Below are 18,834 nucleotides of genomic sequence, written 5' to 3'. Positions count from 1 at the left end.
AAAACAAATTAGAGTAATTACTCTAAAACAAAAGTACAATTTTATATAAGGGATTAGCGAGTGATTTCAAGTAAATCTATCAAACCCGCTTTAGAACAAGCCTATGTCAAACTCATGATGGATGTGATTGGCAGAGGTTTGGTTATGGCGAGTCAAGTTGATGATGAAATTAAACATGAAGTATCAGTACTCCCTGTTGGTTTTACATTATCCATGAAAGTTTTTCCAAATGGCGCTTCATTTATTGCCAGAGTCAACCAAAACAAGCAACTTGAACTCGTTAAATCTTTAGATGGCAAACCAGATCTGTCGATTATTTTCAAACATGTTCACCATGCTTTTTTAGTCTTTTCATTTCAGGAAAGCACAGCTCAAGCTTTTGCAAATGACCGTATGATTGCAGACGGAGATGTAGCACATGCCATCCGTTTAGTCCGTTGTCTGAATAAAATGGAAGCATTAATTTTACCTAAACTGGTCGCACAGCTCGCTGTAAAAGAATATCCATCAGAATTGAGCTTAAAAGAAAAATTGGCGGGCGCTGCAAATATCTATCTCAAAGTTGCCCAATCATATTTAAAAGGGAGTGCTTAACACATGGCTAAACCATATTACGAATTTTTCTGTCCAGTAAAAGTGATCGCTGGTCATGCTGCACTCGAACATATTCCTTTCGAACTCGCATCATTAGGCGCTAAGCGTCCCATGATCATCACTGATAAAGGAGTACGTGCAAATCACCTTTTGGCCCCTATCGAAGCTGCTTTTGAATCTACAGATATTGAAATTGGCATTATTTTTGATGATGTTCCACCTGATTCAAGCCTTGAAACAGTCCGTGCCGCTGCGCAAGCTTATCGTGAAAATAACTGTGATGCGATTATTGCTGTGGGTGGTGGTTCAGTAATTGATACCTCTAAAACAGCAAATATTTTAGTCTCAGAAGGTGGTGATGATCTGCTGAAGTATTCAGGCGCTCACAACCTCCCTCGCCCACTTAAACCATTTTTTGTCATTCCCACGACCTCAGGTACAGGCTCAGAAGTGACCTTGGCAGCCGTGGTATCGGACAATCAAAAAAATGTCAAAATGGCATTTGCCTCGAATTACTTAATGCCACATGCGGCTATTCTTGATCCGCGTATGACTCAAACATTGCCACCACACTTGACTGCAATGACAGCGATGGATGCAATGACGCATGCTGTGGAAGCCTACACATGTATTGCAGCCAATCCAATTTCTGATGCATATGCAACTGCTGCCATCAAGAAGATTAGCAATAGTTTATTTGATGTACTGGATCACCCTAGTGATGCAACAGGTCGCTTAGAACTTGCTCAGGCATCAACAATGGCGGGCATCGCATTCTCTAACTCGATGGTTGGTATTGTACATTCACTTGGCCATGCTTTAGGTGCAGTTGCGCATTTGCCTCATGGCTTATGTATGAATCTGTTTCTTCCTTATGTGTTGGAATACAACAAAGACCTCAATGGTGACAAGATTGCCGATCTCTTGCTGCCACTTGCTGGTGCTGATATTTATGCACAAACGCCTGCTAACCAGCGTGCAGATAAGGCCATTGAAACGTTAAATACCATGCGTGATCGTCTCTATCATTTGACCAAACTACCACGCACCCTAAGTGAAACAGGCAAAGTCACTCAAGCACAGCTGGATGAAGTTGCTGAAAAAGCACTCAATGATGGCTCAATTATTTTCAATCCGAAAGAAGCTACTTTTAAAGATTTAAAGTCGATCTTAGAAAAAGCTTGGTAATTGTCTAAAATTGCGACAATATAGAGGGAGCTATTGGCACTGAGTCTATATTTGCAGTGATGTCATCCCCAGATGAAATGTTGACAGCCCCCGATAGTAAATAGCCTGATGTTTATCTAAACATCGGGCTTTTATCTTGCAGAATCGGCAGTCACTTATTTTTTGATCAAGATGGCACGTTTTCTGCTAAAAAAGCGAACAAAGTTACTGACAAATGTGACCTTTTAGAGTAGATTGGCGCACTTTTGTTTTATTCTTAGGGGGGATCGTTCGTCTCAAACGATCCTTATAAATATGACTGATCCTTGATCAACGATTAAGAGGATAACGCCGTTGACAGATATCTCTGGGACTCAATCCACAGCAAAACTGAAAAAAAATCTTGTGCTGTGGCATATTATCATTATTGGTCTAGCGTATATTCAGCCACTTACCTTATTTGATACCTTTGGTTTAGTGTCCGACGGAAGCCATGGACATGTTCCAACTTCTTATATTTTTGCGCTTGTTGCCATTCTTCTGACCTCTATCAGTTATGGTCATATGATCAAGCGCTACCCTTCGTCAGGGTCTGCTTATACCTATGCGCAAAAATCGATTCACCCGAATGTCGGCTTTATGGTGGGTTGGTCTTCTTGGTTAGATTATTTATTATCTCCACTCGTCAACATCATTTTGGCTGATATTTACTTAAGAGCCTTATTCCCAGATGTGAATAACTGGATCTGGGTCATAGCACTAACTGCAATTATGACTGTGATCAACCTATTTGGTTCACGTTTTGTTGCTCGATTTAACAGTACCATTGTTGTGGTGCAACTTGCGATCATTTTCTACTTTGTTTATGAAGTTTATTTACTGCTAACTCAGGGTATTTACGCAGATGGCACCTTAAACCCAGATAAAGCTGAACTATGGTCACTTGCTCCATTCTGGAGTGAAATGACTGCAATTGGTGCGTTAATCGGTGGTGCAACGATTCTTTGTTTCTCTTTCACAGGTTTTGATGCGTTATCATCCCTTGCAGAAGAAACCAAAGATGCTGAAAAAACCTTACCAAAAGCAATTTTCTCTACAGCGTTGATCGCGGGTATTATCTTTATTTTTAGTACCTATTTTATTCAGCTATTTTTCCCAAGTAATGCCAATCTTTACTTTAATCCGCTGGATGAGTCTCAACCTGTGATGCTTGAAGCTCTTGGCAATGCAACAATTCTAACGGCAATTACAGGCATCGCATTTAAAAAGTTAGTGTTGTATTTTGCGGTCATTGCTGTACTGGCTTCTGGTATTTCTGCACATGCTGGGGTATCACGTTTGATGTATGTAATGGGTCGTGATGGCGTCATTAACAAAAAGATTTTTGGTCACATCAGTCCAAAATTACATACCCCGACTTATAATATTTTGATTGTCGGTGTTGTTGCGTTATCGGCGGGTTTTCTGGACCTTGAGCATATTGTCAATTTAATTAGCTTTGGTGCTTTAACAGCCTTTAGTTTTGTGAATTTCTCCGTGATTTCACGCTACGCCTTACGTGATGGCAGAACAAAATCACTCAAAGAAATCATCAATTATGTGGTGATTCCGTCTCTTGGTTTTGCCAGTGTATTCTTGATGTGGTTAGAAATTGATGAAATGGCATTAAAACTCGGACTTGCATGGGCTGTATTAGGTGTAGCATATTTAGCCTATAAAACTCGTGGTTTCCGCTACCCTGCACCACAACATAATGAACATGAATAATTGATTATTGCATTTGTAATCAAATAACAAAGGCGCTTTATGCGCCTTTGTTATTTCAGTCATATCAACTGCAATTATGATGCAATAAATTTTTCCGTAATCGCTTTGATACGTTTTGCATATTGTTTTGCAGTCTCTAAATCACCGCTTGGAATTTCATCAACACTGGCATCAGCAGGTGATTGAACCAATAAGCCCACAGACCCACCTAAGCTGTTCACATCCTGACGTGTAGCACTTTTAGTGTTTGAAGGTGCTAAACCGAGGCTGACCCAAATACCACCGTGCTGTGAAGCCAAAGTGTGTAACGAAATTAATGTCACTTGCTTATCGCCATTCATACTTGCACTGTTGGTAAAACCACCAAAAACCTTGTCTGCCCATGCACGAGTAAACCAACGCTTAGATGATGCATCTGCAAATTTTTTAAATTGCCAAGGCACACCGCCCATGTAAGTTGGTGCACCAAATACGATTGCATCTGCGGCATCCAAAGTGTCCCAATCTTGATCTTGAATATTGCCTTCTTGATCCACTTCGATAAGTGTTGCCTGAATTTCATTGGCAAAGGTTTCTGCAATGACTTTGGTATGGCCATAACCTGAATGATAAACAACAGCGATTTTTGACATGATAAGTCCTCTTATATAGACGGTAAATATTTAAAAATTAATGTTTGATATAACTTGGAACGGTTGCCGTTAGACCTTGTTTGAGTTGTTGAGTAGATTCCCCAACCAACACTTCAAAGGCATTTTGTTGAATTCCATCAAATACGTGTTGCGCCACTGTGTGTGGAGAAATTTTGGCAATATCGAGTGATTGAGTTAAATCTGTGTCGACAAAACCGACATGTACCCCCATCACATGAACATTGGCTTTAACTAACCATTGTCGAGTTGAATTGGTAAATGACCATGCTGCTGCTTTAGAAATTGCATAACTGGCTAACATCGTGCTGGGTTCCCAAGACACATCCGATAAAATATTGACGATATAACTTTCAGAATGGCTTGCTAAAATTGGAGAGAATTGCTGAGTCGTATTGATCACACCATAAAGATTGGTATCTAAAACCGTCCGTGTCACTGCTGCAATATTTGCGTCTACAGGACTTTCATTTAAGCGTGCAATACCTGCATTGTTGATTAATAGATTGACATCACCACATTCTGCAACAGCTTTTTGAATAGATACGGGATCTGTGACATCTACAACAATCGGAATAATACCCTGTTGATTAAAACCTTGAAGATTACGCATGCCTGCATAAACTTTCTTGGCGCCACGTTGTATCGCTTGCTGGGCAAGTGCTAAACCTAGACCACGATTTGCACCCGTAATAAAAACGACCGCATCTGTTATTTTCATTAAAACCACGCTCATAAATATAAAATGGTCTATCAACGCTATCAATCAGCAGAAGTTGTATTGGCCTGATTAACTTATGATATACTTTTGAAATCTAGTATCAATTAGTTACTATGTGGTAACTGGTCATTTCTTGGTTATAACTTTCCAAATAGAGGTATAGATTGATGACTAATGCATTCAATTTTAATATTTTTCATCCAAATTGCCCTGCACGATCTTTTTTTGAAAAATTTGCAGATAAGTGGGTTTTGATGATTATTTATCGACTTCATCAGCACTCTCAACACTTCAATGAACTGAAAAAAAACTTAACAGGAATCTCACCTAAAGTACTTTCGCAAAAATTAAAAATTCTGGAAAGAGATGGATTTATCACCCGTACAATTCATGAGAACAATGTGATTCGTGTTGAATATGCATTAACCTCTCTAGGCTTTGAGTTTGCTCAAACTGCTTTATCATTTAAGCTCTGGGCTGAAGGCAATGTGCAACATGTGATTCGCGCACAAGAACAATTTGATGCAATTCAAGCAAAAAATGAGCCAGCTCTGTTGCAGGAAGCATAAATCTCAACACTCAGAACATGACTTTAACTCAGCTTGATATGTTGTAAATATGATTAAACTCAGCATAATTTTAATAAAACATATCAAAGGGAGAAAAATAATGAAAATTCCACTGCTCTTTATTCTAGCAATCCTCAGCCATAGTGCTTTTGCGTCCTATGAAAATTCTTGTGATTTAGAGGTTAAGCTTTTAGAAAACACTTCTACAAGTACGCTATATATCAATAAAGATGGCTTAGGTGAAATTGAGGAAACAACACTCAACATAAAAGGTGTTGTAAAAAAAGCGCAAGAGGTAGGCCGCGCAGATAGTGGTTGTCAAAACTATATCGGCAAAGTCTTAGAAGAAAATTTAAGAAATTTCCCGAATCGCTCTGAATTTAAAAAAGGACAAAAAATTAAACTGAATATCTTAATCACAGATTATAAAGGTATACCGAAATCTGAAACAGTGACCTATTTAGGACCAAACAAATAGTTAAAATCTGAATTATTTTAAAGTATGGATAATAAAGTACAAATGTCGGAGCACTCTGATACAGACTGTCCACATTATTTAAGAACGGTTATAGAAAAAATGACTGGCTCAGACATTTGCTACACAGCAAAGAAAGGGCAAAAATTAAGATAAATATTGTGATTACTCATTTTAAAGCCTCCAACAGATGAAGTCGCTTTTATGCAAAGATAATCACATCGCTCTTTCTCAAAAGGAAATCATAAACTAATATGAATAAAAACCCATCTAAACGATGGGTTATGATTTTTATTTTAATTCTTTAAATCCTTGTTGACGCCATGCTTCATATAGAATCACTGCGGTGGCATTCGATAAATTCAGACTACGTGAATTCGGTGCCATAGGTAAACGAATCCAATGCGCCTTTGGGAACATCATACGGACATCTTCTGGTAAACCACGTGTTTCTGGCCCCATCAATAAAGCCACAGGTCGGTTTAAATCTGAAGTATGCGGTGTTTCAGTACCTTTGGTAGTTAAAGGATAAATCGCATCAAGATCAATCCCCTGCACCTCTAAATGTGCCAGACATTCAGCAAAGTTTTCCCAAACTTTCATATGTGCCCATTCATGATAATCTAATCCTGCACGGCGCAACTTTTTATCATCCAGTTCAAAACCTAAAGGCTTGACTAGATGTAATTGTGCACCTGTATTGGCACATAAACGAATGATATTCCCTGTATTTGCAGGAATTTCAGGCTCGTATAAAACAACATGAATCACGGGAGATCTCTACTTATCAGAATACAACCTAAGTACTTTAAAAAAAGACCATGTCAGTTTTTTAAAGAAAAATTTAGGCAGATATTATTGCCACTGTAACTGTTCGCGCAAATTCACCACTTCACCAATAATGGTCAAAGTAGGCGCTTGAATATGGTTTTCTTCAACTTTTGATGCAATATCTGCCAAAGTTCCAACCACCACCTTTTGATCTGGGGTTGTCCCTTTGGAGATCAAAGCCACTGGCATATTTGGACGTTGACCATGTGATATTAGATTTTCACAAATTTTTTCTAGTCCCACCAAGCCCATATATAAAACCAATGTCTGATTTTCGTAAACCAGCTCATTCCAAGGTAATTCTGGTGAACCTTCTTTTAAATGCCCCGTCAAAAAACGAACGCTTTGTGCATAATCACGATGTGTAAGCGGAATCCCAGCATAGGCTGAACAACCTGATGCAGCAGTAATACCTGGGACGACTTGGAATGTAATATTGGCTGCAAAAAGCTCTTGAATTTCTTCACCACCGCGACCAAAAATAAATGGATCACCACCTTTTAGACGACATACACGTTTGTTTTCGGTGGCATATTTGACCAGTAATGCATTAATACCATCTTGTGGCACGGAATGATTAGAACGTGCTTTTCCGACATATATTTTTTCAGCATCACGCCGACATAATTCTAAAATTGCTGGAGAGACCAAACGGTCATAAATCACCACATCCGCTTGCTGCATCAGTCTAAGTGCTTTTAAAGTTAACAGCTCAGGATCACCTGGTCCTGCCCCCACCAAATAAACTTCACCTTTTGGTTTTTGCCATTTTGTCAAAGCTTGTTCAATTAAACGATCCGCCTCTTTGAGGTTGTCATTAAATACCTGCTCTTTTAAAGGACTGGCATATAAATCTTCCCAAAAGATTCGACGTTCATCAGGATTACTAATCTGCTCTTTAACTGCTTTACGCCATTTTCCAGAAAAATCAGCAAGTTTACCCATGCCATGTGGAATAGAAGCTTCGAGCTGAGTACGAATCTGGCGAGATAAAACAGGAGAAGCACCATTGGTGGCAATTGAAACTACCAGTGGTGAACGGTCAATGATCGCAGGCACCATAAAGCGACAATGTGGAGGATCATCAACACTGTTGACCAACACATTTAAATCTTCACAAGCTTCAAAAACAGCTTGATTGACAGCTTTATCATTGGTTGCAGCAATCACCAAACGATAGCTACTTAGGCTAATTTGATAATCAAATTTATCCGCATGATATTGCCCATAGGTTGAATGGACAATATCTAAGAGATTTTGCTCTATATTTGGCGCAATCACATGAATCACTGCACCTGCTTTTGCAAGTAATACTGCTTTGCGGTAAGCAATATGCCCACCACCCACAATCAGACAAGGTTGCCCTTGCAGTTTTAGTGAAATTGGGAAAATTTCCACAGTGTTCCTCAAAAGTTCAAATCTGATTGTACTAAGCAATATTTATGCACAAAACTGAACCAAATATCGAGTTTTCGACATTTAATCGATAAATGTTGCACCAGCCATGTACGGGCGTAACACTTCTGGCACTTCAATAGAGCCATCAGCACGTTGGTAATTTTCCATCACAGCCAATAAAGTGCGACCTACAGCCAAGCCTGAACCATTCAAAGTATGTACCAGCTCAGTTTTCTTTTGATCTGCACGATAACGCGCCATCATACGGCGTGCTTGGAAATCTCCCATACTTGAACAAGAAGAAATCTCACGATATGTATCTTGGCTTGGTACCCAAACTTCTAAATCATAAGTTTTGCATGCACCAAAGCCCATATCACCACCACATAAAACGATTTTACGATATGGTAAACCCAATGCTTGTAAGATCCCTTCCGCATGCCCTGTCAATGCTTCCAAAGCATCCATTGAATCTTCAGGTTTTACGATTTGAACCATTTCAACTTTGTCGAATTGGTGTTGACGGATCAAACCGCGAGTATCACGACCATAAGAACCCGCCTCACTACGGAAACATGGTGTATGCGCAGCATATTTCAACGGTAAACGATCAGCATCAATGATTTCATTACGTACAAAGTTCGTCACTGGAACTTCAGCCGTTGGAATCAAATAGTATTCTTTTTCACCTTGTAATTTAAATAAATCTTCTTCAAATTTAGGCAGTTGACCCGTACCACGCAATGAGTCTGCATTAACAAGATAGGGCACATATGCTTCAGTATAACCATTTTTCAGGGTATGCGTATCGAGCATGAACTGGGTCAATGCACGTTGTAAACGGGCTAATGGACCTTTCAATACACTGAAACGTGTCCCCGTTAACTTGGTTGCCGTTTCAAACTCCAAACCACCCATCATTTCGCCAAGGTCTGTATGGTCTTTGATTTCGAAATCAAATTGACGCGGTGTTCCCCATTTTAATACTTCAACATTATCACTTTCATCTTTCCCTTCTGGTACAGACTCATGTGGCATGTTTGGGATAGAGAGTAATTTTGCTTCTAATTCAGCTTGAAGTTCATTCAATTCAACTTCAGCAGCTTTAATTTCATCACCAATCGCACCCATACGTGCCATGATTTCTGAAGCATCGCCACCAGATTTTTTGATTTGACCAACTTGTTTCGCACCCGAATTACGCTCTGCCTGTAAGTTTTCAGTTCTAGACTGGATTTCTTTACGGCGAGCTTCTAGTGATGCCCATTCTTCAACGTTGAGTTGTACACCACGTTTGGCTAAGGCTAAGTTTACAGCCTCGATATTATTTCTGATTAATTTCGGGTCGATCATAGTCAATCTAAAGGGTAAGAAAAAAACTGACTATAGTGTAAGCTCTTCACTGTAAAAAATACAGTGACAGAGCATTAGACATACATGAATTGTATGATTTGAAGGCAATTAAGGTGTAACAGGTTTTTCGACAGCCGCTTCGACTTGAGGTAGACTTGGTAAATACTCAGCTTTAATCAAATCTTTTGCAACTTGATACGGCAGTTTTAACTCAGGCATACCTTCTGCATAAGAGGTAAGCTCATACAGTGGATAAACAAAAACTAGACCATTTACACCATAATAATAGTTATCGCTTAACTGCAACTTTTCACGTGTAATATCTTTTTGAATCAACCAATTCGCATTGGCATCATAAAGCTGTTCAGCCACTTTTGCTTCCACGTTTGGTTTTAGAATATCAGTTAAGGCGAGGCGCTTTTGCGTGGTTAAATCGAATGTCACATATTCATTGTGATACATCCCATGAGCTGCACCTGCTACATAGGTATAAGTCTGGATCACAAAAGTGGCTAAATTATTTTGTTGTGAAATAAAACGAACATAAATTGAATTTTGATTTAAACCTTTAGCTGAAGATTGCGCTTCACTTTCAGCTTGGGCATGATTTTGATCTTTTTCAAATGCGCCAGGTACATCTTTTTTAATACGATTTAGAAAATAATCATCTAGCCAAGGCACATTACTTTTAACAGTTTGCAAATCATATTGTGTACAACCATCTTCATCACAAAACTGTTTTTTTACCACGTTGACTCGCTCAACTTTGGCTTGAATCAGCGGTATTTGCGCGTGTTGAGTCGCAGTTGCAGCCTGTTCTGCTTGAGGTTCCGGCTTTTCCTGGCATGCGCTAACCATGAGCATACTGGATAAAAGAGATAAAAAAATCAGACCACTTTTAAAATTTACTTTCATTTCTATATCTTTAAAGCATATTTAGTAATAGCCCTATCATAAAACCAGAACCTTTAAATTAATATTCATTATTGTAATTATCACCTATTTACACTGTAAATAAGCGCGTTGTTATTTCAAAGATTTGCTTTCTGCTAACATCTTCTTCCTGTTGATACGCGCATTTATCCATCTTTTTTGTTGATAACTATGTTTTAAATAATCATTTCTTGTGTGCAAATAATACTATTTTTATAATTTTTAAACTCATTAGATCAAAAACTAAATAACATTGAATACCACTAATAACACCAAACATCCAATCCTCAGGGTCAGGGCCAACACTGGGTTGAGCCAAAACTACAAATAAATCATTATCACTAAAAAATGTTAGCACAAAAGTATGGAACTGTCGTGGAGCACCACGTTCATTATGTTGAACAAAATACTTCCCAGCTTGTTTGATCATTTTCAATGTGATTGCAGGACTGACAACTCCATCTAAATTATCCTCAAAATCGCATCTGACTTCATCAATTTGTTCTTCAAATAAATCACTCGCGTCATCATAAATAAACACTTTCTTCTTTATGTCATAACAATAGAAAATTGTATTTAAAAGATACTTTTCATAATTATTGTGAACTGAAAATAAAGCTTTTAATATTTTTTTATTTGGGGTGACTTCTAAATATACATCGTAGTAACGACTCAGCTCAAAAGTGGGTTCTCTGTTTGAAAAAACTTCATAAAGCTTGATTAAACACAAAATAAGATCTGCAGTCATAAAAGAGTTAGAGGCCGTTTCTGGATGATATAAGGGATGTTTAAAATCTACAGTCATAATTCAAACCTTAAGCTAAATCCACCCAATTACAATGAAACCCCAGTGGTACATGTACCCCCAAATCAATTTCAGCTTGTGGCTGAATTTCCAATCCATTTACTTTTAAAATAACAGCTTTGGCTGCTTCTCCGTCCACATGATGTAAATAGGCCATCAAATAACCATGCCCTTCTGCACTGTGCTCATGCTCAGCCACAAAAGTGACTTCACCCATTGCCCACTGTATACCAAAATCATAACTCACCGATGTTTGCATTTCTAAATCATAAATATATAAACAATTGAACAATGCAGTTCCAGCAAAACCCAAAGTATATAAATAACGATATGGAACCCCAGTAAAACGCGCATCAATTTTCGGAAATTCTTGAATCCGAGAGTCGAGTACAGATCTATCTAATGTCTGTGAGTTTAGATCAATGCTCCAACGCTCTAATTGTGCATGTTGCAATTCATAAGCTGCGTGTTGAGAATGTTCAAAATCGTCCTGATGTACTAAAACATCTAAAATAATTCTATTTTCATGATCACGAAAAGCATTTGCCGCATGAAAAACAAAACATGGCTCAAGCTCAATCCACTGAATCTGTTCAGCATTTCCATATTTAGGCAATATTCCGATACGCGCTGGATGTTGTTTATTCCATTGATACGGAACACTTGCGCCACGTAATAATCGAGTCATAGAAAAAGTAAGTGGAAAATCAAAAACCAAAACTTCATGTTGTGTAATGAGACAATCATGAATCATGGGACCATGTTGTAATAAAATTTGCGTCACATGAATCAAATCGCCATGCTGATCAATCACTTGGTAATAGGCATTTTTACGATCTAAGGCATCATAACTAATCGCATGTAGGTGCCCTGTTTTGATATCTTTACGAGGATGTGCCGTAAACGGTAAATCAGCATCACTATTAAACAACTGATAACGTTCTGCATTTAACTCATCATCTAAGCAGATCGGAAACGCGCCAGCTTCAATCACTGCCCAAAGCTTTCCTGCATGTTTAAAAATGTTGGTATTTACAACATCATGTGCGCCACGGCGAAAACCACCTATTGAGGGACGTTGTTTATATTTCTGTACAGTATCTGTGGCCAGCATACTGCTTTTAAAGCAGATTGCTTTACCTGCTTGTAATTTGAGTGCATGAATCATTCCATGACCAAGATACCACTCAAATAATGAAGGCTTTTCTATCTCAATCGGATTTGAACCAATTCTTAACAATAAGCCATTTAAATGATCTGGGATAATTCCTGATATTTTTAAGTGAGTTGTGATGATTTCTTCAACTGGTTGGTAAAGCTTTTTGTGATATAGATTAACTTCCTTATCACGACGATGTCGCCTTAAAAATCGCCCAATCACGCAGATTAACTTTTGTCTCAAAACATTAAAAAATGATTTTTGCGCAGTTATCCTTGGGTAATGTTTGAGTTTCAATTGTGTTTTGCGATACATACAGAATCTCTATTTTTATATTCAAACCCTTGTTTGAGCATAGAATAATCGGTGGTGTTTCAAAAAGTATGCTGAAAAAAAGCAGGTTGGATTTTGATAAAATAGAGAAATGCGAATAACTCTAGAAATCAAGTGTCCAGCCTGCCTAAGTGACAGTATAAAGAAAAATGGCACAAAAGTAGATGGTAAGCAAAATTACCAATGTAAAATATGCAGACGTCAATTTATTGGTGATCATGCTCTCAGTTATCAAGGCTGTCACTCAGGTATCAAAACCAAAATATTACACCTCATGGTGCGAGGCAGTGGTGTCAGGGATATAGCAGAAATTGAAAGAGTAAGTATCGGTAAAGTTCTACGGACACTTAGCCAATCAAAATATCAACTTCGAGCACAGCAAAGTCATTATGAAACCCTTGAAGTAGATGAGTTTTGGACTTTTGTTGGTCATAAGCAAAATAAACAATGGCTAATTTATGCCTATCATCGAGAAACAGGTGAAATTGTTGCTTATGTATGGGGTAACCGAGATTTAGCCACTGCAAAACGACTTAAATTAAAATTGAAGCAGTTAGGTGTAAGCTATACATGTATATCAAGTGACCATTGGGATAGCTTTGTTACGACCTTTAAAGAATGCAAACAGTTGATTGGTAAATTTTTCACTGTGGGTATAGAAGGCAATAATTGTCGATTACGGCATCGAATCAGGCGAGGCTTTAGGAGAAGCTGCAACTTCTCCAAAAAGCTTGAAAATCATTTCAAAGCCTTTGATTTAGTATTCTTTTATATCAATAATGGATTCGTTTAATGCCAGCATACTTTTTGAAACACCACCGAATAATCTTATATTGAAAGCCACTTTATTTGCTCGTCGCTATTTATCATTCGCCTGATTAACATGACCGAGTCTATTGCTTTGTTCTGTTTAATTGGCATAAAAAAAGCAACCTTATGGTTGCTCTTCTATTCACTTAAAATCGTTTATTGATCTATGATATCTGTACCTTTAGGTGGCACAAAATTAAAGGTAGATGCTGGGATAGCCGCATTGACCTGTACATTGTTAAAACGCACAGTGGTTGTTTGACCTAAAGAATCTTGCAAGATCATTAAAGTCGGTGCATTTTTCGCCCCAAAACTAATCGTCAAGCTTTGGAAAGCACCATCTTTTTGTTTTGGATACAAGGTATAGTAAGTTTTACCTGCATTTGGCTGAGTAATACGATAAGCCTTTTGAATTTGCTCGGTATTACCACTGAGTAGTAATGCCGGTGTATTGGCAACCTGCTCATCTAAACTTTGGCGTACAGCCTGCTGTAAGTCAGGATCATAAATCCACACTGTACGACCTGCAGTCACAATAGTCTGTTTCGCGGGTGTCGTGGTTTCCCAATAGAATTTACCAGGGCGCTCAACCTTCATTGTACCTTTAAAAGTTTGATTCATATGTTGAGCGGTTAAACCCTTTTTCTGTGCAACTTTACCTGTTTGAGTCGCTTTTGTGGTTTGCTCAAAATTTGCAGTAAAGCTTTTTACACCACTGAGTTGTTTAACCAGATTTGCGGTTGCTTGTTGCTCCGAAGCAGCAGTTGCTGCAAAAACTGTTGTGCTCATTACAGGTGCAAACAGCGCTGCACTTATAGCCACTGCACCCATCGTTTTACGAAGCATATTCATATGTCCACCTTTTCTATGTCTGCACCTCAATTAAAATATTCAGATAATATTTGGCACAGAATGTAATTTATTAGATTGCTTATCTTAAACCAAATTGAGTCAGTAATAATTGAGAAAATAAGAAGTTTTGTATTGTTATTGGTGCAATATGTTGAAAATTATTCATCATGATGAAGATGGTTTTTTCTTTAATGCTAAAAAAACTGATAAAAAAACCCGCAATAAAGCGGGCTTTTTTGCACTATTAAAACTTACGCTTCAACAGATACATAGCGACGGCCAAATTGACCTTTCACTTCAAATTTGATTACGCCGTCAGCAGTAGCAAATAAAGTATGGTCACGACCCATACCAACATTTGTACCCGCGTGGAATTCTGTACCACGTTGACGAACGATAATGTTACCAGCAGTCACAGCTTGACCACCGTACATTTTAACACCTAACATTTTAGGATTCGAATCACGACCGTTTTTGGTCGAACCACCGGCTTTTTTAGTTGCCATGTCTATATACTCCTAGTGATTAACCTGCGATCGTAGTAATTTTCAACTCGGTAAACCATTGACGGTGACCTTGTTGTTTACGGTAGTGCTTACGACGACGCATTTTAACAATACGAATTTTGTCATGACGACCGTGACCAACCACTTCTGCAGTTACTTTTGCGCCAGCTACAACTGGAGCACCGATTTGAATACTTTCGCCATTCACAACCATTAATACATCATCAAATGTAATAGTCGCGCCAGTTTCAGCTTTCAACAATTCTACTTTAAGGGTTTCACCCTCAACAACACGGTGCTGTTTACCACCGCTTTGGATTACTGCGTACATAACGTACTCCAACTGACCCGTGTCGTCGTGCCGATAAAGGAATATACCGATCTTAAGACGAACGCCACTGGGGGTTATTCAAGGGCAAAGATTTTAAGTGATAATGAATTAAACAACAAGTCATTTCCAGCAAATATTAGCATTGTATAGAAAATAATCTGCATATATTCATTTTTTTAAGATTCTCCCTTTGATAATATGAATTTTTTTTTAAGATCCAGCTAAAATTGAAATAGATTTTTAAAACAAATCCGCTACTATGTAGCTCAAAAGAATGATCTATTGAATGTTAAATGCTTTATTCATCTTTGGACAAAGGAGGAACAAATCATTAAGATTCAGGCACGATGTCTGCTTTCAAAAGCAACATTGAGACATGTTAATTGTTACACTAGCAACTTATAACGCATTTGCATGAGGCTCCCACCCGATGACCATCGACTTTAAGCAAGATATTCTCGCTCCAGTTGCAACCGACTTTGCTGCAATGGACAAGTTTATTAATGAAGGGATTACCTCAAAAGTTGCTTTAGTAATGGCGGTCAGTAAACATGTTGTTGAAGCTGGTGGTAAACGGATGCGTCCAATTATGTGCCTACTTGCAGCAAAAGCATGTGGTGCAACAGACTTACAGATGGAGCCTTATCGTAAACTGGCAGCCATCATAGAAATGTTACACACTGCAACACTAGTGCATGATGATGTGGTCGATGAATCTGGTTTACGTCGTGGTCGTCCAACTGCTAACGCGACTTGGAACAACCAAACTGCGGTATTGGTTGGGGATTTCCTTATTTCTCGGGCTTTCGATCTTCTTGTCGATCTAGACAATATGATTTTGTTAAAAGACTTTTCAACTGGCACTTGTGAAATCGCTGAAGGCGAAGTGTTACAACTCCAAGCCCAACATCAACCTGAAACAACTGAACAAACATATTTAGATATTATTCACGGTAAAACATCTCGTTTATTTGAACTTGCAACTGAAGGTGCTGCAATCCTTGCTGGGAAACCTGAATATCGTGAATCTTTACGCTTATTTGCTGGCCATTTTGGCAATGCCTTCCAAATTATTGACGATATTTTAGATTACACTTCTGATGCTGAAACATTAGGTAAAAATATTGGTGATGATTTAATGGAAGGTAAACCCACTTTACCTTTAATCTCAGCCTTAGCAAATACCCAAGGTGAAGAGCACGAGATTATCCGTAAAAGTATTGCAACTGGAGGAACAAGCGATTTGGATCGGGTGATTCAAATTGTTCAGACCTCAGGTGCTTTAGATTACTGTAGTCGCCGTGCAACAGAAGAAACTCATGCTGCGATTCAGGCTTTAAATCATTTACCTGAATCTGAGTATCGCCAGGCATTGTATAATTTAGCGCAACTTGCCTTACATCGAATTCAATAAAATTTAACAAGGCTTATGCATATACAATTTAATGATCTTTTCCTCCTTATGCAGGAACAACTTGATAGCATAAAAGTTGTTCCCAATCCTGATATATTAATTGAATTAATCAATCGTATCAGACCTACTGACAGCCACAATTTAGAAGAAAGTCAAAATAAATTTGAGGAGTTACTTCAAGCACTCTTAATCACACCAAATGCATCATCTGCGTTTCAAGGTTACTTACTAAAACTGGTTAACCACTATAAACAAGCAGGATTATATGCAGATAGTGGGATTTTATCCTTAGACGGTTTCTGGAATCAGCTTGGACAACGTATCGGCGCACATTTTCTACCTTTATTAAAAGACGAATCAGATCTCAAAGATTTGGTCGGCAAAGTGTTTCATCAACGTAGCGATAAGTATTGGCTGGAAAATATAAGTGAAAAGAAATGGGAACAACTATTCCGCTTATTGAATCAAGGTCATCGTTATAAAAACGATAAATTGGGAATTAAACGCGACATTGTTAAAGCCATCACAGTACTTTCTTATCGAATCAGTGGTATTGGTCTGTATCCTGAATTTATCAATGCTTACCCAGAACTTCAGGAATATGAATCTCCTTTTTTAGTTCAAAATCGTGAAATAGTTGAATTTATAGAAGCGTATAAGAAGCAGCATCAAGATGAAGATGAGCTTGCTATTGGTATAGCTCCAGATGCAGATCAAGCTTTGGTTATGATTGAACAATGCCGCGATGTGGTATTAAAAATCCGTCGAGCAATTAAACGGATTGGTGTTAGCTTAAGTTTGACTTATTTATTATCGCTACTAGAACAATGTATTGATCGAATTGAACTGCTTCTCAACTTACTTGTAGAAGATGATCAAATTCGTTATCAACTCTGTGGCGAATTACTCACCGATTTAGTCAATGCACACTATAGTGAAACCAGTGTACGTGATTTACTCAAAACTAATAGTGAATTGATTGCACTACAAGTCACTGAAAATGCAAGTAAGACGGGCGAACATTATGTCAGTACCGATAAGAAAGGTTTCTTTGGCATGTATAAAGCAGCTGCAGGTGCAGGTGCGATTATTGCCACCATGGCAACACTTAAAATACTGACAGCACGTTTAGTTCTTGCACCATTTATGCATGCTTTTCTTTACAGCATGAATTATTCATTGGGTTTTATACTGATTCATGTTTTGCACTTTACTGTAGCAACAAAGCAACCAGCAATGACTGCAGCCGCACTAGCATCAACAGTTCAGCACCAAAAAGGTTCAAAAACAGCACAAATTGCTGAACTTGCAGGACTGATTATTAATATTATTCGGACGCAGTTTATTGCAATTCTGGGAAATATTTCGATTGCAATTCCAACTGCAGCTTTAATAACGTATCTATGGCAACTTTCGATGCATGAACCACTTTTAAGCCATGCGAAAGCGACAACCTTACTCGCCAGTCTAAATCCATTTACCTCACTAGCAATACCACATGCAGCAATCGCTGGTGTTTGTTTATTTTTATCGGGATTAATCGCTGGATATTTTGACAATATGTCAGTCTATCGAAAAGTCGGTCCTCGTTTAAAAGCCCATATGAAATTGAAAAAAATAATGGGACAAGCAAGGTTGGAAAAATTTGCAGACTATATAGAAAGAAACTTGGGTGCTTTAGCAGGTAATTTTATCTTTGGTATTATGCTTGGAAGTATGGGAACAATTGGGTTTATTTTAGGCTTACCATTAGATATCCGTCATATTGCTTTTGCTGCTGCCAACTTTATTCAAGGCTTAATGACCATCAATGGCTCACCTGATATTGGTCTCATTATTGTGTCTTTCCTTGGCGTGTTGTGTATTGGTTTAACCAACTTATTTGTCAGTTTCACCCTCACCATTATTGTGGCACTTCGAGCAAGACAAGTTCGTTTTTCGCAATGGAAACCATTGGCAAAACTTATATTTACCCATTTTTCTACCCGTCCTTTAGATTTCTTTTGGCCCCCAAAGCAACCGTTACAACTGGAAGATGAGGCAAACTCACAAAACAAACTAAATCACTAAGCTTTTTGTTAATTTTTGTGCAAATTGTTAAATATTTCACAAAAAGAAATTAGTATAAATTACCTAAATTTACTCACTTGAAAAAAAGTGTACTGG

The 18,834-nt window shown here is 38.2% G+C and carries 19 protein-coding genes; 8 read left to right on the top strand and 11 right to left on the bottom strand.

The window, feature by feature from the left end; all coding sequences use genetic code 11:
* Window positions 1–60: 60 nt before the first annotated feature.
* The 3 genes from AC4CUY_RS03960 to AC4CUY_RS03950 all read left to right on the top strand — a co-directional run bounded on the left by AC4CUY_RS03960 (window position 61) and on the right by AC4CUY_RS03950 (window position 3,528).
* The gene (locus AC4CUY_RS03960; protein ID WP_490773693.1) at window positions 61–594 is read left to right on the top strand and encodes a hypothetical protein; all 534 of its coding nucleotides are present in this window, start codon (window positions 61–63) and stop codon (window positions 592–594) included.
* 3 nt (window positions 595–597) lie between these two features.
* The gene (locus AC4CUY_RS03955; protein ID WP_336952774.1) at window positions 598–1,782 is read left to right on the top strand and encodes an iron-containing alcohol dehydrogenase; all 1,185 of its coding nucleotides are present in this window, start codon (window positions 598–600) and stop codon (window positions 1,780–1,782) included.
* Window positions 1,783–2,115: 333 nt separating this feature from the next.
* Window positions 2,116–3,528: an APC family permease gene (locus tag AC4CUY_RS03950; RefSeq protein WP_004722537.1), complete on the top strand. Its 1,413-nt coding sequence runs from the start codon at window positions 2,116–2,118 to the stop codon at window positions 3,526–3,528.
* A gap of 74 nt (window positions 3,529–3,602) precedes the next feature.
* Here the strand turns inward: AC4CUY_RS03950 and AC4CUY_RS03945 are convergent, their stop codons facing one another.
* Together AC4CUY_RS03945 and AC4CUY_RS03940 are read right to left on the bottom strand one after the other, a co-directional pair.
* Window positions 3,603–4,160 (bottom strand): flavodoxin family protein, encoded by a 558-nt coding sequence (locus AC4CUY_RS03945; protein WP_419327613.1) that lies wholly within the window; start codon window positions 4,158–4,160, stop codon window positions 3,603–3,605.
* 37 nt (window positions 4,161–4,197) lie between these two features.
* Window positions 4,198–4,899 (bottom strand): SDR family NAD(P)-dependent oxidoreductase, encoded by a 702-nt coding sequence (locus AC4CUY_RS03940; RefSeq protein ID WP_336952778.1) that lies wholly within the window; start codon window positions 4,897–4,899, stop codon window positions 4,198–4,200.
* A 167-nt stretch (window positions 4,900–5,066) separates the two neighbouring features.
* Between AC4CUY_RS03940 and AC4CUY_RS03935 the strand changes: the two genes are divergently transcribed.
* Window positions 5,067–5,468, top strand: a complete 402-nt coding sequence (locus tag AC4CUY_RS03935) for a winged helix-turn-helix transcriptional regulator (RefSeq protein ID WP_419327612.1) — start codon at window positions 5,067–5,069, stop codon at window positions 5,466–5,468.
* Window positions 5,469–5,568: 100 nt separating this feature from the next.
* A complete protein-coding gene (locus AC4CUY_RS03930; protein WP_490773692.1) occupies window positions 5,569–5,946 on the top strand; it encodes a hypothetical protein in 378 nt (125 codons plus the stop codon).
* Window positions 5,947–6,234: 288 nt separating this feature from the next.
* Here the strand turns inward: AC4CUY_RS03930 and AC4CUY_RS03925 are convergent, their stop codons facing one another.
* The 6 genes from AC4CUY_RS03925 to AC4CUY_RS03900 form a co-directional block, all read right to left on the bottom strand.
* Window positions 6,235–6,714, bottom strand: a complete 480-nt coding sequence (locus tag AC4CUY_RS03925; protein ID WP_336952782.1) for a tRNA (cytidine(34)-2'-O)-methyltransferase — start codon at window positions 6,712–6,714, stop codon at window positions 6,235–6,237.
* A gap of 84 nt (window positions 6,715–6,798) precedes the next feature.
* A complete protein-coding gene (gene cysG, locus AC4CUY_RS03920; RefSeq protein WP_336952783.1) occupies window positions 6,799–8,172 on the bottom strand; it encodes a siroheme synthase CysG in 1,374 nt (457 codons plus the stop codon).
* An 81-nt stretch (window positions 8,173–8,253) separates the two neighbouring features.
* Window positions 8,254–9,525, bottom strand: a complete 1,272-nt coding sequence (gene serS, locus AC4CUY_RS03915; RefSeq protein WP_419359925.1) for a serine--tRNA ligase — start codon at window positions 9,523–9,525, stop codon at window positions 8,254–8,256.
* Window positions 9,526–9,633: 108 nt separating this feature from the next.
* Complete coding sequence (locus AC4CUY_RS03910; RefSeq protein WP_419327610.1) at window positions 9,634–10,440, bottom strand: RsiV family protein; 807 nt, start codon at window positions 10,438–10,440, stop codon at window positions 9,634–9,636.
* A gap of 202 nt (window positions 10,441–10,642) precedes the next feature.
* The gene (locus AC4CUY_RS03905; RefSeq protein ID WP_483770224.1) at window positions 10,643–11,263 is read right to left on the bottom strand and encodes a hypothetical protein; all 621 of its coding nucleotides are present in this window, start codon (window positions 11,261–11,263) and stop codon (window positions 10,643–10,645) included.
* 10 nt (window positions 11,264–11,273) lie between these two features.
* Window positions 11,274–12,737 (bottom strand): carotenoid oxygenase family protein, encoded by a 1,464-nt coding sequence (locus AC4CUY_RS03900; RefSeq protein ID WP_490773691.1) that lies wholly within the window; start codon window positions 12,735–12,737, stop codon window positions 11,274–11,276.
* A 109-nt stretch (window positions 12,738–12,846) separates the two neighbouring features.
* Between AC4CUY_RS03900 and AC4CUY_RS03895 the strand changes: the two genes are divergently transcribed.
* Entirely contained in the window at window positions 12,847–13,548 is a 702-nt protein-coding gene (locus tag AC4CUY_RS03895; protein ID WP_004282341.1) for an IS1 family transposase, read from the top strand.
* Between the two features lie 173 nt (window positions 13,549–13,721).
* Here the strand turns inward: AC4CUY_RS03895 and lolA are convergent, their stop codons facing one another.
* From lolA to rplU, 3 genes are all read right to left on the bottom strand, one after another.
* Complete coding sequence (gene lolA / locus AC4CUY_RS03890) at window positions 13,722–14,417, bottom strand: outer membrane lipoprotein periplasmic chaperone LolA (protein ID WP_004722558.1); 696 nt, start codon at window positions 14,415–14,417, stop codon at window positions 13,722–13,724.
* 251 nt (window positions 14,418–14,668) lie between these two features.
* The gene (gene rpmA, locus AC4CUY_RS03885; protein WP_004722560.1) at window positions 14,669–14,923 is read right to left on the bottom strand and encodes a 50S ribosomal protein L27; all 255 of its coding nucleotides are present in this window, start codon (window positions 14,921–14,923) and stop codon (window positions 14,669–14,671) included.
* Between the two features lie 19 nt (window positions 14,924–14,942).
* The gene (gene rplU / locus AC4CUY_RS03880) at window positions 14,943–15,254 is read right to left on the bottom strand and encodes a 50S ribosomal protein L21 (protein ID WP_004722561.1); all 312 of its coding nucleotides are present in this window, start codon (window positions 15,252–15,254) and stop codon (window positions 14,943–14,945) included.
* A gap of 430 nt (window positions 15,255–15,684) precedes the next feature.
* On the opposite strand from rplU, the gene sdsA reads away from it, so the two are divergent.
* On the top strand, window positions 15,685–16,668 hold the full coding sequence (sdsA, locus tag AC4CUY_RS03875; protein WP_336952791.1) for an All-trans-nonaprenyl-diphosphate synthase: 984 nt from the start codon (window positions 15,685–15,687) through the stop codon (window positions 16,666–16,668).
* 15 nt (window positions 16,669–16,683) lie between these two features.
* Window positions 16,684–18,738, top strand: a complete 2,055-nt coding sequence (locus AC4CUY_RS03870) for a site-specific recombinase (protein ID WP_490773690.1) — start codon at window positions 16,684–16,686, stop codon at window positions 18,736–18,738.
* Window positions 18,739–18,834 lie beyond the last annotated feature (96 nt).

It is taken from the genome of Acinetobacter sp. 778_lipA, assembly GCF_058242985.1.
The sequence above is the reverse complement of the archived record's forward strand: the minus strand, read 5'-3'. Positions and strand labels throughout refer to the sequence as shown.